The organism is Buttiauxella brennerae ATCC 51605 (assembly GCF_001654925.1).
Lineage (GTDB): Bacteria > Pseudomonadota > Gammaproteobacteria > Enterobacterales > Enterobacteriaceae > Buttiauxella > Buttiauxella brennerae.
The window spans coordinates 61322-75943 of sequence record NZ_LXER01000040.1 but is presented as its reverse complement, the minus strand read 5'-3'; the positions used below and the strand labels follow the sequence as shown (position 1 = coordinate 75943).

Sequence of the window (14622 nt, the reverse complement as noted above, 5' to 3'; positions counted from 1 at the left end):
GATGACTTCCAGGCGCCCGCTCACTCTTCATCATATCGAAACTTATCCTTAACAAAATCGTCACAATTCATCGGCACCATGAGGCAACTTTTTAAGGAGCCTGAATGATGCAAACAATTATTCGCGTCAACAAATTGAGCAAAACCTTCAACCAGCACCAGGCGTTAAATGCTGTTGATTTGGATGTCAAAGAAGGTGAGATGGTCGCTCTGCTGGGGCCGTCTGGTTCAGGCAAATCCACCCTCTTACGCCACCTGAGCGGTCTGATTACTTCTGATAAGTCAGCAGATTGCCACGTTGAATTGCTTGGCCGCACCGTTCAAAAAGCGGGCCGTCTGGCAAGCGACATTCGTAAAAGCCGCGCACACACAGGCTACATCTTCCAGCAATTCAACCTGGTCAATCGCCTGACCGTGCTGGAAAACGTACTGATTGGCGCACTGGGCTCCACGCCGTTCTGGCGCACCTGTTTTAACTGGTTCACCCGCGAACAAAAGCAACGTGCGTTACAGGCGCTGACCCGCGTCGGCATGACGCAATTTGCATATCAACGCGTGTCCACCCTGTCCGGTGGGCAACAACAGCGCGTGGCTATTGCCCGTGCGCTGATGCAGCAAGCGAAAGTGATTCTGGCCGATGAGCCGATTGCCTCACTTGACCCGGAATCAGCCCGCATCGTGATGGAAACGCTGCATGACATTAACCGTCTGGACGGCATCACCGTTGTGGTGACGCTGCACCAGGTGGACTACGCCCTGCGCTATTGCGAACGCATTGTCGCACTGCGCCAGGGCCATGTGTTTTACGACGGAAGCAGTTCAGCGTTCGACAACGAACGGCTGGGAAATCTTTATCGCAGCATGAATCGCGTTGACGCGGTTGCTGCTTAACAACTTTGTTATCTCTTTCAAGGAACAGTCTGCCATGAGCTACAAAAAAGTTGCCGCCCTCGCCTTTACCAGCCTGCTAAGCGTCAGCACTCTGTTCAGTACCGCCCAAGCGGATGAACAAGAAAAGTCCCTGAACTTCGGCATTATCTCCACCGAATCGCAACAAAACCTCAAGCCGCAGTGGGACCCGTTCCTGAAAGATATGGAAAAGAAACTGGGCGTGAAAGTGAATGCTTTCTTCGCACCGGATTACGCCGGGATCATCCAGGGTATGCGCTTTAACAAAGTGGATATCGCCTGGTACGGCAACCTTTCCGCCATGGAAGCGGTGGATCGCGCCAATGGCCAGGTGTTCGCTCAAACGGTAGCAGCAGATGGCTCCCCAGGTTACTGGAGCGTGCTTATCGTTAACAAAGACAGCCCAATCAACAACCTGCAAGACATGCTGGCGAAACGCAAAGAGCTGACTTTCGGCAACGGCGACCCGAACTCCACATCAGGTTATCTGGTCCCGGGATATTACGTTTTTGCTAAGAACAACGCGGCTGCGAACGAATTTAAACGTTCAGTGAATGCCAACCACGAAACCAACGCGCTGGCGGTGGCAAATAAACAAGTGGATGTGGCGACTAACAACACTGAAAACCTCGATCGTTTAAAGAAAACCGCGCCTGAGAAATTCAAGGATCTGAAAGTCATCTGGAAATCTCCGTTGATCCCAGGTGATCCGATCGTGTGGCGTAAAAACCTTTCCGAAGCCACCAAAGACAAAATCTACGACTTCTTTATGACATACGGCAAAACGCCGGAAGAAGCCGCCGTGTTGAAAGGCCTGACCTGGGCGCCGTTCCGCCCGTCCAGCGACCTGCAACTGGTACCGATTCGCCAGCTCGCGCTGTTCAAACAGATGCAAGGCGTGAAGGACAACAAAGGGTTAGCTGAGCCTGAGAAAGCAACCAAAGTTACCGCGCTGCAGAATCAGCTTAGTGACCTGGATCGTCTGACCGCCGCGCTTTCAGCCATGAGCAATGTGAATAAAGCGGTTCAGTAAGTTCATTTCCCCTCCCCCTCTTCCAAAGGGAGAGGGGACTGACCGGTTTTCCCCCTCGCCCCTTTGGGGAGAGGGCCGGGGTGAGGGGCAAAAACGAATATGTACACACCAACGGAGCACCCCATGCAACAAACCATTCAGGTCGCCACACCCAAACGTAGCTGGTTCTCGCTACTTGCCTGGGCGATTTTGTTAGCGGTACTCGTTGCCTCCTGGCAAGGCGCGGAAATGGCTCCGCTGACCCTGTTCCGCGATGCGGGCAACATGGCCACCTTCGCCGCCGACTTCTTCCCGCCGGATTTCAGCCAGTGGCAACAATATCTGGGTGAAATGGGCGTCACGCTGCAAATCGCCGTCTGGGGCACAGCGCTGTCCATCGTCGTTTCCATTCCTTGTGGCCTGATGTGTGCCGACAACCTGGTGCCATGGTGGGTTTACCAACCTATGCGCCGCCTGATGGACGCCTGCCGCGCCATCAACGAAATGGTGTTCGCGATGTTATTCGTGGTTGCCGTTGGTCTCGGCCCATTCGCTGGCGTATTAGCGCTGTTTATTCACACCACCGGCGTGCTGTCCAAACTGCTTTCCGAAGCGGTGGAAGCCATCGAACCTGGCCCGGTAGAAGGGATTCGCGCCACGGGTGCCAACAAACTTGAAGAGATTATCTACGGCGTGCTGCCGCAAGTGATGCCACTGCTTATCTCCTACTCGTTATATCGCTTTGAGTCGAACGTTCGTTCAGCAACGGTGGTCGGCATGGTAGGTGCCGGCGGAATTGGCGTAACACTTTGGGAAGCCATTCGAGGATTCCAGTTCCAGCAAACCTGCGCGTTGATGGTCATCATCATCGTCACGGTAAGCCTGCTGGATTTCATGTCGCAACGGTTACGTAAGCATTTCATTTAACGAGGCTTTGTTGAAAATGCACTTATCCAGACATCCGACCAGTTACCCAACACGTTACCAGGAAATCGCCGCCCTGCTTGAGGTTGAGCTGCGTAAAAACTACCGCTGTGGCGACTACCTGCCAGCTGAAAGCCAACTGGCTGCCCGCTATGAAGTCAATCGCCACACGCTGCGCCGCGCCATCGACCAGCTGGTTGAAAAAGGCTGGGTGCAGCGCCGCCAGGGAATTGGTGTGTTAGTGCTGATGCGCCCGTTCGACTACCCGTTAAATTCGCAGGCACGCTTTAGCCAGAACCTGCTCGACCAGGGAAGCCACCCCACCAGCGAGCGCTTACTCGCGGTGCTGCGCCCGGCCTCAAATAGTGTGGCAGACGCGCTGGGCGTCACCGAAGGCGAGAACATTATTCACCTGCGCACACTGCGCCGCGTTAACGGTATCTCGGTGTGCCTTATCGACCATTACTTTGCGGAACTTGCCTGGTGGCCCACGCTGCAACAGTTCACCAGCGGTTCGCTGCACGACGTGATTCAGACCCAACTCGGTATCAACCTCACACGCACCCAAACACGCATCAGCGCACGCCGCGCTCAGGCCAAAGAAAGTCGCCTGCTGGAGATCCCGAATATGTCTCCGCTGCTGTGCGTGCGCACTCTCAACCACCATGAAGGTGACGCCTCGCCTGCGGAATACTCCGTCAGTTTGACCCGCGCCGACATGATTGAATTCACCATGGAGCACTAAATGGACGCACCGCATTTTGACACCGCACAGCGCCAGCAGTGGATGGCCGTGCTCGCTCACAGCCTGCCCGAAGAACTGGCAGCAATTTGGGCAGAACAAAATCTCAACCCTGAATATCAAGTTATCCGCAAGGCCGAAACCGGACTTGCACAAATTCAGGCGCGCATGGGCGCAACCGGGCAACGCTTCTTTGCCGGTGACGCCACGCTGACTCGCGCAGTGGTACAGCTAGCCGACGGCACTTACGGATACAGCTATTTATTAGGGCGCGACAAAGCCCACGCCGAACGCTGTGCCGTGATCGACGCGCTGATGCAGGAAAAAGTTCGATTCCAGACTTTACAAGAAACTGTTATTGCGCCTCTGGCCGCAAATCGCGAGCAGCGTTTAGCTGCCCGCCGCACCCAAATTAACAGCAGCCGAGTCGACTTCTTCACTCTGGTTCGCGGAGATAACGCATGACCCTGATGACCGCTTTTAACCTGCCCGTGCAGGATGCCCAACAGAGCTTCCGTCGCCTGCTAAAAGCGATGAGCGAGCCGGGCGTTATCGTGGCACTCCATTCACTGCAACATGGCTGGAAACCACTGAATATCGCCTCCACCAGCGTGCTGCTGACGCTTGCCGATAACGACACCCCGGTGTGGATCAGTGACGCGCTGACTAACGATGTGGCGCTGCAAAATGTCCGATTCCATACAAATTCTTCAATTTCCTTGACGCCTGAGCAAGCGCAGTTTGCCGTTGCCGACAGCGCGATTACCGCCGACCAGCTCAACGCACTGGCGCAGGGAACAGACGTCGCCCCCGACACCAGCGCGACGCTGATTTTGCAGGTACCGAGCCTGAGCGGTGGCCGCATGTTGCGCTTAACCGGCGCGGGGATCCGCGAAGAACGCATGATTGCCCCACAGTTGCCAGACTGCGTGATTCACGAACTCACCGAGCGCCCGCACCCTTTCCCGCTGGGCATCGACCTGATTCTGACCTGTGGCGAGCGCCTGCTGGCGATCCCCCGCACCACTCATGTGGAGGTGTGCTGATGTACGTCGCCGTCAAAGGGGGCGAGAAGGCGATAGCCGCCGCCCACGAACTTCAGGAACACAATCGCCGTGGCGAGCAAAACCTCGCTGAACTGAGCGTCGCGCAAATCGAGCAGCAGCTTGGCCTGGCGGTCGATCGTGTTATGACCGAAGGCGGTATTGCTGACCGCCAACTAGCAGCACTCGCCATCAAGCAAGCAAGCGGCGACATGGTCGAAGCCATCTTTCTGCTGCGTGCTTATCGCACCACACTGCCGCGCCTTGCAGTGAGCGAGCCGCTCAACACCGCAGATATGCGCTTAGAGCGCCGAATTTCCGCCGTCTATAAAGACGTGCCGGGCGGCCAGTTACTTGGCCCGACATACGATTACACCCATCGTCTGCTGGATTTCACGCTGCTTGCCAACGGTGAAAAGCCAACGCTTAAAAAAGCTGACGACAACGCCGAAGCCGCACCGCACGTATTCAGCCTGCTGGCAAAACAGGGGCTGGCAAAAGCGGAAGAAGATAACGGCGAAAAACCTGACGACATAACCCGCCAGCCGCCGGTTTACCCGTGTTCACGCTCCTCGCGCCTGCAACAACTGGTGCGCGGTGATGAAGGCTATTTACTGGCACTCGCCTACTCCACGCAACGCGGTTACGGGCGCAACCACCCGTTCGCGGCTGAAATCCGCAGTGGCTATACCGATCTGGAAATCATTCCGGAAGAGCTGGGATTTGCGGTCAACATCGGCGAATTGCTGCTAACCGAGTGCGAAATGGTTAATGGCTTTGTCGCCCCGGAAGATGAAGACCCGCACTTCACGCGCGGCTACGGGCTGGTGTTCGGCATGAGCGAACGCAAAGCGATGGCGATGGCACTGGTTGATCGCGCCCTACAAGCGCCGGACTACGACGAAACCATCGCAGGCCCGGCGCAGGACGAAGAGTTCGTGCTGGCCCACGCTGATAACGTCGAAGCAGCCGGGTTTGTCTCACACCTGAAACTGCCGCACTACGTCGATTTCCAGGCCGAACTGGAACTGCTTAAACGTCTGCAAAAGGAACGTCATCGTGACTAAGGCACTCTCCGGCTACAACTTTGCTTATCTGGATGAACAAACCAAGCGCACCCTGCGCCGCGCGATTCTGAAAGCGGTCGCCATTCCGGGTTACCAGGTGCCGTTTGGCGGCCGCGAAATGCCGATGCCTTATGGCTGGGGCACAGGCGGCATCCAGATCACCGCCAGCGTGATTGGCGAAAACGACGTGCTGAAGGTGATTGATCAGGGCGCAGACGACACCACCAACGCCGTGTCGATTCGCAACTTCTTCAAGCGCGTCACCAACGTGGCGACCACCGAATCCACCGCCGACGCTACGCTGATTCAGACGCGCCACCGCATCCCGGAAACGCCGCTCACTGAAGATCAGATCCTGATTTACCAGGTGCCCATCCCTGAGCCGCTGCGCTTTATCGAACCGCGCGAAACCGAAACCCGCACCATGCACGCGCTGGAGGAGTACGGCGTGATGCAGGTGAAACTGTATGAAGACATCGCCCGTTTCGGCCACATCGCCACCACTTACGCCTACCCGGTGAAAGTGAACGAGCGCTACGTGATGGACCCGTCGCCGATTCCGAAATTCGACAACCCGAAAATGGACATGATGCCCGCGCTACAACTGTTCGGTGCCGGGCGTGAAAAACGCATTTACGCGGTGCCGCCGTATACCCGCGTGGAAAGTCTCGATTTTGACGACCATCCGTTTACCGTCCAGGAATGGGACGAGCCTTGCGCGATTTGCGGCTCGCACCACAGTTACCTTGACGAAGTGGTGCTCGACGATGCGGGCAGCCGCATGTTCGTCTGCTCCGATACCGATTTCTGCCGCCAGAACAGCGAGGCTGCGACCAAATGACTCGACCGTTACTTTCCGTCAATAACCTGACCCACCTTTATGCACCCGGTAAAGGCTTTAGCGATGTGTCATTCGAGCTTTATCCTGGCGAAGTGCTGGGGATTGTTGGCGAATCTGGCTCTGGCAAAACCACGTTGCTGAAGTCGATTTCTGCCCGCCTTGCCCCACAAAACGGCGAAGTGGTTTACCTGGACTCGTCGCTGTATGACATGAGTGAAGGCGAACGCCGCCGCCTGCTGCGTACCGAATGGGGCGTGGTTCATCAACATGCGATGGACGGCCTGCGCCGCCACGTTTCTGCTGGCGGCAACATCGGCGAGCGTTTAATGGCCACCGGTGCGCGTCACTACGGTGACATTCGTGCTACCGCCGAGCGCTGGTTAGAAGAGGTGGAAATCCCTGCCTCGCGTATCGACGACCTGCCAACCACATTTTCCGGTGGCATGCAGCAGCGCCTGCAAATTGCCCGCAACCTGGTGACGCATCCGAAACTGGTGTTTATGGATGAGCCAACCGGCGGGCTGGATGTTTCCGTGCAGGCGCGTTTGCTCGACCTGCTTCGTGGACTGGTGCGCGAGCTGAATCTGGCCGTGGTGATCGTCACCCATGATTTGGGCGTGGCGCGTTTACTGGCAGACCGCCTGCTGGTGATGAAGCAAGGACACGTGGTGGAAAGCGGCCTGACTGACCGCGTGCTGGACGACCCGCACCACCCGTATACCCAACTGCTTGTTTCTTCCGTCCTTCAGAATTAGGTGCGCACGATGACCAGATTACGGGTTGAAAACCTGAGCAAAACCTTTGTGTTACACCATCAGCACGGTATCCGTTTGCCAGTACTGGCGAATGCTTCACTGGAAGTGGAATCGGGCGAATGCGTGGTGCTACACGGCCATTCCGGTAGTGGGAAATCGACACTGTTACGTTCGCTGTACGCCAACTATTTGCCTGATGAAGGGCATATCTGGGTCAAACATAACGACGAATGGCTCGATATTGTGCAGGCTCCGGCCCGTGACGTGCTGGCGGTGCGCCGCCAGACCATCGGCTGGGTCAGTCAGTTTTTGCGCGTTATCCCGCGTATTTCCGCATTAGAGGTGGTGATGCAGCCGCTGCTCGATTTAGGCGTGTCGCGTGATGTCTGCGAAGACAAAGCGTCCATGTTATTAACCCGCCTGAACGTGCCGGAACGCCTGTGGAATCTGGCGCCGTCAACATTTTCCGGCGGCGAGCAACAGCGCGTGAACATCGCCCGCGGCTTTATCGTCGATTACCCGATTTTGCTGCTTGATGAACCGACCGCCTCGCTGGATGCAAAAAACAGTGCGGCGGTGGTGGATTTGATTCTGGAAGCCAAAGCCCGCGGTGCCGCTGTGGTCGGGATCTTCCACGATGAGGCAGTACGCAATCAGGTAGCAGACAGACTGCATTCTATGGCGACAGTCGAGGCAAAAAATGATCATTAATAACGTCAAACTGGTGCTGGAAAATGAAGTGGTGAGTGGCTCACTGGAAGTGGCCGATGGGGTGATTCGTAATTTTGCCGACAGCCAAAGCCAGTTGCCGCAAGCCATGGACGGCGAAGGCGGTTGGTTGCTGCCAGGGCTTATCGAGCTGCATACCGACAACCTCGACAAATTCTTCACCCCACGCCCGAAAGTCGACTGGCCTGCGCATTCCGCGATGAGCAGCCACGATGCATTAATGGTAGCAAGCGGCATCACCACCGTGCTCGACGCCGTTGCCTTGGGCGATGTGCGTGACGGCGGTGACCGCCTGGAAAACCTCGAAAAAATGATTAACGCGGTGATGGACAGCCAGGCGCGTGGCGTAAACCGTGCCGAACACCGCCTGCACTTGCGCTGTGAACTGCCGCACCACACCACGTTGCCGCTGTTTCAGCAGTTAATTGACCGTGGCGGCGTGTCGCTGGTGTCATTGATGGACCACTCGCCAGGCCAGCGTCAGTTCTCAAACCTGGTGAAGTATCGTGAATATTACCAGGGCAAATATCAGCTTAACGATGCGGATATGAACAGCTATGAAGCCGAGCAACTGGCCCTTGCCGAACGCTGGTCGCAGCCTAACCGCAAGGCAATTGCCGCCGAGTGCCGCGCAAGGAATATCGCCCTCGCCAGCCATGATGACGCGACTGCGGCGCACGTTGTGGAATCACACGATCTGGGCAGCGTTATCGCCGAATTCCCGACCACGCTGGAAGCCGCCCAGGCTTCGCGCCAGCATGGCATGAGCGTGCTGATGGGTGCGCCGAATATCGTGCGCGGCGGCTCGCACTCCGGCAACGTGGCGGCGCATCAACTGGCGCAGGTGGGGCTGCTGGATATTCTCTCATCCGACTATTACCCGGCGAGTTTGCTGGATGCCGCCTTCCGCGTCGCCAACGATGAGTCGAACAGTTTCACCCTGCCACAAGCCGTGGCGCTGGTGACGAGCAACCCGGCCAAAGCGTTAAATCTGGCTGACCGTGGCGTGCTGGCAGAGGGCAAACGGGCCGATATGGTGCTGGCACATCAGCATGGCGAAAACATTCACGTCGGCCACGTCTGGCGCAAGGGTTTACGGGTGTTCTGATGAGCAAAATTGTCTGGTTGATGGGGCCGTCCGGCTCCGGGAAAGACAGCCTGCTGACGGCACTGCGCCAGCAGGAGAATAATCAACTACTGGTGGCGCACCGCTACATTACCCGCGCCGCCGACGCCGGGTGTGAAAACCATATCGCTTTGAGTGAAAAGGAGTTCGCTCAGCGCCAGCAACAGGGGCTATTCGCCCTGTGCTGGCAGGCGCATCACCAAAGTTATGGCGTGGGCATCGAGCTGGATATCTGGCTTGATTCCGGGTTCGACGTGGTGGTGAACGGCTCGCGCCAGCATCTGGCGCAGGCCCGAGCGCGTTACGGCGAAGCGCTGGTGCCGATTTGCCTGCATGTTTCTACCGACGTTTTGCGCCAGCGCCTTGAGGCGCGTGGGCGTGAAACCGCGCAGCAAATCGAGCAGCGCCTGCAACGTGCGGCATTTTACGCGCCAGATTTGGACGATTGCATGATACTCAATAACGACGGTAGTCTTGATGAATCTGTCTCGTCGTTTATGCGCATGGTCAACGACCAGCGTAATGCCAATATCGTCCATTTTCGATCCAGGGAACCGCGCCATGTCTGATCCCGTTGCATTACGTCCCGCTACCGCTGCCGATAGTGATGCCGTATATATGCTGATTTGCGAACTCAAGCAGGCGCAGTTTGACCGCCAGGCATTTAACGTTGGATTTGCGGCAAACCTGCAGGACAACAACTTATGCTACCAATTGGCACTGATTAACGGCGACGTAGTAGGCATGATTGGTTTGCATATGCAGTTTCATCTGCACCATGTGAACTGGGTGGGTGAAATTCAGGAACTGGTAGTGATGCCACAAGCGCGTGGTTTTGGTGTGGGCAGCAAGTTGCTGAGCTGGGCCGAAGAATACGCCCGGCTCGCTGGCGCTGAGTTGACCGAGCTTTCCACCAGCACCAAACGATATGACGCCCACCGCTTTTATGAGCGCGAGGGTTATCAGCAGACCCATTTTCGGTTTACTAAGCCGATGGAGAGTTTGAGTGAGCCTGACGTTAACCCTTAGCGGAACCGGCGGCGCACAGCTAGTGCCCGCCTTTGGCTGTTTCTGTGCTGCCTGCGAGCGGGCTCGCAATCATCCGCAATATCGCCGTAAACCTTGCAGCGCGGTGGTGAAATTCAACGATGCGGTGACGCTGCTGGATGCGGGCATTCCCGATTTAATGGACCATTGGCAGCCTGGGGAATTCCAACAATTTTTGCTCACCCATTACCATATGGACCACGTGCAGGGCTTATTCCCGCTGCGCTGGGGCGTGGGCGAGAAAATCCCCGTTTACGGCCCGGCCGATGAGCAAGGCTGCGACGATCTGTTTAAACACCCCGGCATTCTCGATTTCAGCCACACGCTTGAACCCTTCGTCTGGTTTACCTTGCAGGCGCTGCGCGTGACGCCGCTGCCGCTCAACCATTCAAAACTGACGCTGGGCTATTTTTTTGAAACCCCGCACAGTCGTGTGGCGTGGCTCAGCGATACCGCCGGGTTGCCTGAGAAAACGCTGAAGTTTCTGGCCAATAATAAACCTGATGTCATCGTGATTGATTGCAGCCATGAGCCGAGAGCGCAAACGCCGAACAACCATTGCGACTTAAATACGGTGATTGAACTGAATAAACAGATCGGCTGCCCGCGCGTTGTTCTCACGCATATCAGCCACCAGTTTGATTGTTGGCTGATGGAGAATGCCCTTCCCAAAGGGTTTGAGGCCGGGTTTGACGGGATGGTTATTCGGGTGGAATAGCCGATTTAATTTTGCTGATCACTAACAGTCGATGCTGATGAATTTCAGGATCGGTTCCCCAGGCATACGGTGACCATTTGTTGACGAACTCCTCTGTACTTTGGATAGGCGTTAATTCGTCATTGTCTTTTGTGCCATCCCAAATCATCACTTCAAATCGCGGATCGGCGATAGCTTCTGAAATACGGTATTCCCAAAAGCGACGGCCATCTCCAGTTTGCTCACTATCGGAAACCACAATCTCATAGGTTTCCAATAACCAGGCGAAGATCAATTTTGCCAATCCGTTTAATGCCTCCTGGTGTTCTGGCATAAACGTGCGCCATACCATCACCTGCGTACAGTGCTGCTTACCTGGCACGACACATTTCCCGGTCACAATTTTTACCGCATAGGCGGTGATATCGTCTTTTAACAGGCGACATTGTTTACCGTCGAGCGACATCACCAGACGGTATCCCGCCGGAGGTACATAGCCGGGCAAGCTAAAGGGTTCAACGCCTTTTGCAAGGAATGCCTGAGTGTGTTCCCGGTTACGATCCGGGGCGTTGAGCTTTCTGTTGAAATCCGCGTCGCTTATCAATCTCGGTGCCATTAGCTGTGAAGTCCTTATCCCAAGTATGCTTATTTCCCCCTTTAAAGCCAGCTTAAAAAAACTACATTTTTTCCCGATATTACTGGGACTTGTAGTAACAAAGATTTAAGCATAAGAGGAAAGTTAACACACTAAGCGAATAAGATTTCACCGTTTTTTTGTTTGATTTTGGTTTTCAGGAGACAACTCGCAAAACGCAAATTTAGTGTGTTTTTATCACTCGCCGATTTTCAACAAAATCACCGAAAATCATCATCCAAACGGCGTTCGTCTTCTTCGAGCTGGCGGCGTTGTTGATCCAACTGGCGCTGCTGGTCGTCTAACTGACGGCGGCGGTCTTCAAGTTGGCGGTGCCGGTCTTCATACTGGCGGCGCTCGTCATCATTACGGCGCTGGTTTTCGTCATCCCAACGGCGGTTGTCATTGTCGTCGCTGCTGTCACCAGGCTTGTAGGCATCGTTAATCGCCTGCGAAATGGACCCCACAATGGCGTTATCAAACAGGCCATCCAACGCATCGGCATGAGCAATTGTTGTCATGGTCAGGGTGCCGAGCAACAGCACGGAGGAGTAACGATTCATAAGCCCATCTCATGAGAATTGAGTCTCTGGAAGATAGGAAAAACGTCAGTCCCTCAACAGCGGAGAATTCTCAATTTTCACGCTACATATATTTCACAATTATGCTTTATATCGGGCAGCTTAATTCCCGCTAAAAAAAACCAGACCGTTCACTTTTCCCTGCCGGATAATTCGAAATTCCCGGTGTATTTGATTTCATTTAAGACAATATTGTTGATTTAGCTTAAAAAACACACAAGACAAATCTTAAGGATTCGGAAAACCCTCAGACTCAGGGCGATGAAAATCAAAAAACATGATCGCCATCCATTATTTAAAATAAATAATGAAACGATATTTCAACTTATATGAATACCATGTTTTACTCTTTCCAATTGACACTCACTCATACGGACATGAGGCACTCATATGTCTTACGACTACATAGTAATAGCGGGTTATTTTTTATTAATGGTAGCAATTAGTCTGCTATTCAAAAAAATGGCTAATAACAGCACCAGCGACTACTTCCGCGGAGGTGGCAAGATGTTGTGGTGGATGGTTGGGGCAACCGCGTTTATGACGCAGTTCTCTGCCTGGACGTTCACCGGTGCGGCGGGCAAAGCCTTTACCGATGGTTTTGCGGTGCTGGCCGTATTTATCGGCAACATGTTTGCCTATCTTCTGGCGTGGGCTTACTTCGCTCGCCGCTTCCGTCAAATGCGCGTTGATACACCAACTGAAGCGGTACGTCGCCGTTTTGGCCCGGTCAACGAGCAGTTCTTTACCTGGGTGATTATCCCGCTGAGCGTGATTAACGCAGGCGTGTGGCTTAATGGTCTCGGGGTATTTGCCTCCGCCGTATTTAACGCTGACATTATCACCACTATCTGGATTACCGGCCTTGCGGTTCTGGCCATTTCAATGCTGAGCGGCGCATGGGGCGTGGTGGCATCTGACTTTATTCAAACGCTGGTGATTGCCGTTATTTCCGTAGCTTGTGCGGTGGTTGCCCTCTGGGCAGTCGGTGGCCCGGCAAATATCGTGACTGAATTCCCGTCTGGCTTCTTTACTGGCCCGGACATGAACTACCCGTTACTGATGGTCGGTACCTTCCTGTTCTTCGTCGTGAAGCAGCTGCAAAGTATCAACAATATGCAGGAATCCTACCGTTTCCTGAATGCAAAAGACTCCAAAAATGCCAGCAAAGCCGCACTGATGGCGCTGCTGATGATGCTGGTTGGCGCGGTGATTTGGTTCATCCCACCGTGGGCAACGGCGATTCTCTACCCGAATGCCGGTGCGCAATATCCTGAACTGGGCGCAAAAGCACGTGATGCGGTTTACCTGGTGTTTGCTCGTGAAGCCATGCCGCTGGGCACCGTTGGGCTGCTGATGGCAGGCCTGTTCGCGGCAACCATGTCTTCCATGGACTCAGCACTCAACCGTAACTCTGGCATCTTCGTTCGCAGCTTCTACGCAACGATTGTGCGTAAAGGGAAAGCGAACGATAAAGAGCAACTGCGTGCAGGACAAATCGCCTGCCTGGTTAACGGCTTGCTGGTTATCTTCATGGCGCAGTTCTTTAACTCTCTCAAACACCTCAGCCTGTTCGACCTGATGATGCAAGTCGCAACACTGCTGCAATCCCCGATTCTGGTGCCATTGTTCTTCGGTATGCTGATTCGTAAAACGCCTTCATGGGCTCCATGGGCAACAGTTGTGTTCGGTCTGGGCGTCTCCTGGATGGTGGTTGATATCTTTACTCCGCAGTACGTGATGTCCTGGTTCGGCGTTGAGAAACTGACTGGCCGCGAAGTGAGCGAACTGAAAACCATCATTCCAATCGTTGCACACCTGGTGCTGACCGGTGGCTTCTTCTGCCTGAGTACGCTGTTCTATAAGCCGCAAGCAGACACTAACGTGGAAGCGACCAATGCGTTCTTTAAAGATGTGGAAACCGAGTGTGTTGAAGACGACGCGCAGGACATCGTTGACCGCATGCAGCGTAACAAACTGGGCGATCTGACTATCTACATGGCAATTGGTCTGTCGGCGATGATGCTGATTCCAAACCCAATGTGGGGCCGCCTGTTGTTCCTGGCCTGCGCCACAGCGGTGTTTATTGTCGGATACGCGTTAAAACGCAGTGCGAAGATGGATAACGCGACAGTGGTATTTAAACCCGCGACGCAAAGTCAGCGGTAATACACTTCACTCAACTAAATAGCCACCGAACCTTCGGTGGCTTTTTTATTTCTCTGGCACGAGCATGGTGACCAGATGTTGGTAACGAACTATTTCATTTTTAATAGTAAACATTAGTGACATCTAAGTATTGTTTATTATTTACCCAAATGGAGCGATTTTATAAATCTGGCTATTACCATCAACAATGATTAAACGCGCTTCTTAAAAAATCCCCTTTTTATTGTCCTTATTAAGCAGAAATAACCGCCGCTCGGTGGTTTATTATATTCCCCCGCCGCAACATAGCTTTTCCTTCTGATTTTTATCTCTTTACCTCACGCACTAAACCACATGAAAAACACGGA

17 protein-coding genes are annotated in these 14622 nt (G+C 54.3%); 15 read left to right on the top strand and 2 right to left on the bottom strand.

Annotated elements, in window-relative coordinates:
- The first annotated feature begins 107 nt into the window (after nt 1-107).
- The 14 genes from phnC (at nt 108) to phnP (ending at nt 10912) form a co-directional block, all read left to right on the top strand.
- The gene (gene phnC / locus M975_RS20735; RefSeq protein WP_064561969.1) at nt 108-890 is read left to right on the top strand and encodes a phosphonate ABC transporter ATP-binding protein; all 783 of its coding nucleotides are present in this window, start codon (nt 108-110) and stop codon (nt 888-890) included.
- 34 nt (nt 891-924) lie between these two features.
- Entirely contained in the window at nt 925-1941 is a 1017-nt protein-coding gene (phnD, locus tag M975_RS20730) for a phosphonate ABC transporter substrate-binding protein (protein WP_064561765.1), read from the top strand.
- A 123-nt stretch (nt 1942-2064) separates the two neighbouring features.
- The gene (phnE, locus tag M975_RS20725; RefSeq protein WP_083967922.1) at nt 2065-2847 is read left to right on the top strand and encodes a phosphonate ABC transporter, permease protein PhnE; all 783 of its coding nucleotides are present in this window, start codon (nt 2065-2067) and stop codon (nt 2845-2847) included.
- A 16-nt stretch (nt 2848-2863) separates the two neighbouring features.
- The gene (gene phnF / locus M975_RS20720; protein ID WP_064561763.1) at nt 2864-3589 is read left to right on the top strand and encodes a phosphonate metabolism transcriptional regulator PhnF; all 726 of its coding nucleotides are present in this window, start codon (nt 2864-2866) and stop codon (nt 3587-3589) included.
- Entirely contained in the window at nt 3590-4051 is a 462-nt protein-coding gene (gene phnG, locus M975_RS20715) for a phosphonate C-P lyase system protein PhnG (protein WP_064561762.1), read from the top strand.
- On the top strand, nt 4048-4632 hold the full coding sequence (gene phnH, locus M975_RS20710) for a phosphonate C-P lyase system protein PhnH (protein WP_064561761.1): 585 nt from the start codon (nt 4048-4050) through the stop codon (nt 4630-4632). Before phnG ends, phnH begins: the two co-directional genes overlap by 4 nt.
- Nucleotides 4632-5696 (top strand): carbon-phosphorus lyase complex subunit, encoded by a 1065-nt coding sequence (locus M975_RS20705; protein WP_064561760.1) that lies wholly within the window; start codon nt 4632-4634, stop codon nt 5694-5696. Before phnH ends, M975_RS20705 begins: the two co-directional genes overlap by 1 nt.
- Nucleotides 5689-6537, top strand: a complete 849-nt coding sequence (locus tag M975_RS20700; protein ID WP_064561759.1) for an alpha-D-ribose 1-methylphosphonate 5-phosphate C-P-lyase PhnJ — start codon at nt 5689-5691, stop codon at nt 6535-6537. Before M975_RS20705 ends, M975_RS20700 begins: the two co-directional genes overlap by 8 nt.
- Entirely contained in the window at nt 6534-7292 is a 759-nt protein-coding gene (gene phnK, locus M975_RS20695; protein WP_064561758.1) for a phosphonate C-P lyase system protein PhnK, read from the top strand. The genes M975_RS20700 and phnK overlap by 4 nt, the downstream gene beginning before the upstream one ends.
- Before the next feature lie 9 nt (nt 7293-7301).
- Complete coding sequence (gene phnL, locus M975_RS20690) at nt 7302-8003, top strand: phosphonate C-P lyase system protein PhnL (RefSeq protein WP_064515465.1); 702 nt, start codon at nt 7302-7304, stop codon at nt 8001-8003.
- Complete coding sequence (gene phnM, locus M975_RS20685) at nt 7993-9129, top strand: alpha-D-ribose 1-methylphosphonate 5-triphosphate diphosphatase (protein ID WP_064561757.1); 1137 nt, start codon at nt 7993-7995, stop codon at nt 9127-9129. Before phnL ends, phnM begins: the two co-directional genes overlap by 11 nt.
- Nucleotides 9129-9716, top strand: a complete 588-nt coding sequence (phnN, locus tag M975_RS20680) for a ribose 1,5-bisphosphokinase (RefSeq protein WP_064561756.1) — start codon at nt 9129-9131, stop codon at nt 9714-9716. The genes phnM and phnN overlap by 1 nt, the downstream gene beginning before the upstream one ends.
- The gene (phnO, locus tag M975_RS20675) at nt 9709-10176 is read left to right on the top strand and encodes an aminoalkylphosphonate N-acetyltransferase (RefSeq protein WP_064561755.1); all 468 of its coding nucleotides are present in this window, start codon (nt 9709-9711) and stop codon (nt 10174-10176) included. The genes phnN and phnO overlap by 8 nt, the downstream gene beginning before the upstream one ends.
- The gene (phnP, locus tag M975_RS20670) at nt 10154-10912 is read left to right on the top strand and encodes a phosphonate metabolism protein PhnP (protein WP_064561754.1); all 759 of its coding nucleotides are present in this window, start codon (nt 10154-10156) and stop codon (nt 10910-10912) included. The genes phnO and phnP overlap by 23 nt, the downstream gene beginning before the upstream one ends.
- Here phnP and M975_RS20665 read toward each other — a convergent pair.
- Both M975_RS20665 and yjdP read right to left on the bottom strand, forming a co-directional pair.
- Nucleotides 10896-11507: a hypothetical protein gene (locus M975_RS20665; RefSeq protein ID WP_064561753.1), complete on the bottom strand. Its 612-nt coding sequence runs from the start codon at nt 11505-11507 to the stop codon at nt 10896-10898. The genes phnP and M975_RS20665 overlap by 17 nt on opposite strands.
- Nucleotides 11508-11746: 239 nt before the next feature.
- On the bottom strand, nt 11747-12088 hold the full coding sequence (yjdP, locus tag M975_RS20660; protein ID WP_064561752.1) for a DDRRRQL repeat protein YjdP: 342 nt from the start codon (nt 12086-12088) through the stop codon (nt 11747-11749).
- 450 nt (nt 12089-12538) lie between these two features.
- Here yjdP and M975_RS20655 point away from each other — a divergent pair, with 450 nt between their 5' ends.
- Entirely contained in the window at nt 12539-14275 is a 1737-nt protein-coding gene (locus tag M975_RS20655) for a sodium:solute symporter family transporter (protein ID WP_245164508.1), read from the top strand.
- Nucleotides 14276-14622: the final 347 nt, after the last annotated feature.

Bases quoted from the DNA above. Each gene is read 5' to 3' on its own strand.
- phnC (WP_064561969.1), top strand. From the start codon at position 108: ATGCAAACAATTATTCGCGTCAACAAATTGAGCAAAACCTTCAACCAG.
- phnD (WP_064561765.1), top strand. From the start codon at position 925: ATGAGCTACAAAAAAGTTGCCGCCCTCGCCTTTACCAGCCTGCTAAGC.
- phnE (WP_083967922.1), top strand. From the start codon at position 2,065: ATGCAACAAACCATTCAGGTCGCCACACCCAAACGTAGCTGGTTCTCG.
- phnF (WP_064561763.1), top strand. From the start codon at position 2,864: ATGCACTTATCCAGACATCCGACCAGTTACCCAACACGTTACCAGGAA.
- phnG (WP_064561762.1), top strand. From the start codon at position 3,590: ATGGACGCACCGCATTTTGACACCGCACAGCGCCAGCAGTGGATGGCC.
- phnH (WP_064561761.1), top strand. From the start codon at position 4,048: ATGACCCTGATGACCGCTTTTAACCTGCCCGTGCAGGATGCCCAACAG.
- M975_RS20705 (WP_064561760.1), top strand. From the start codon at position 4,632: ATGTACGTCGCCGTCAAAGGGGGCGAGAAGGCGATAGCCGCCGCCCAC.
- phnK (WP_064561758.1), top strand. From the start codon at position 6,534: ATGACTCGACCGTTACTTTCCGTCAATAACCTGACCCACCTTTATGCA.
- phnL (WP_064515465.1), top strand. From the start codon at position 7,302: ATGACCAGATTACGGGTTGAAAACCTGAGCAAAACCTTTGTGTTACAC.
- phnM (WP_064561757.1), top strand. From the start codon at position 7,993: ATGATCATTAATAACGTCAAACTGGTGCTGGAAAATGAAGTGGTGAGT.
- phnN (WP_064561756.1), top strand. From the start codon at position 9,129: ATGAGCAAAATTGTCTGGTTGATGGGGCCGTCCGGCTCCGGGAAAGAC.
- phnO (WP_064561755.1), top strand. From the start codon at position 9,709: ATGTCTGATCCCGTTGCATTACGTCCCGCTACCGCTGCCGATAGTGAT.
- M975_RS20665 (WP_064561753.1), bottom strand. From the start codon at position 11,507: ATGGCACCGAGATTGATAAGCGACGCGGATTTCAACAGAAAGCTCAAC.
- yjdP (WP_064561752.1), bottom strand. From the start codon at position 12,088: ATGAATCGTTACTCCTCCGTGCTGTTGCTCGGCACCCTGACCATGACA.
- M975_RS20655 (WP_245164508.1), top strand. From the start codon at position 12,539: ATGGTAGCAATTAGTCTGCTATTCAAAAAAATGGCTAATAACAGCACC.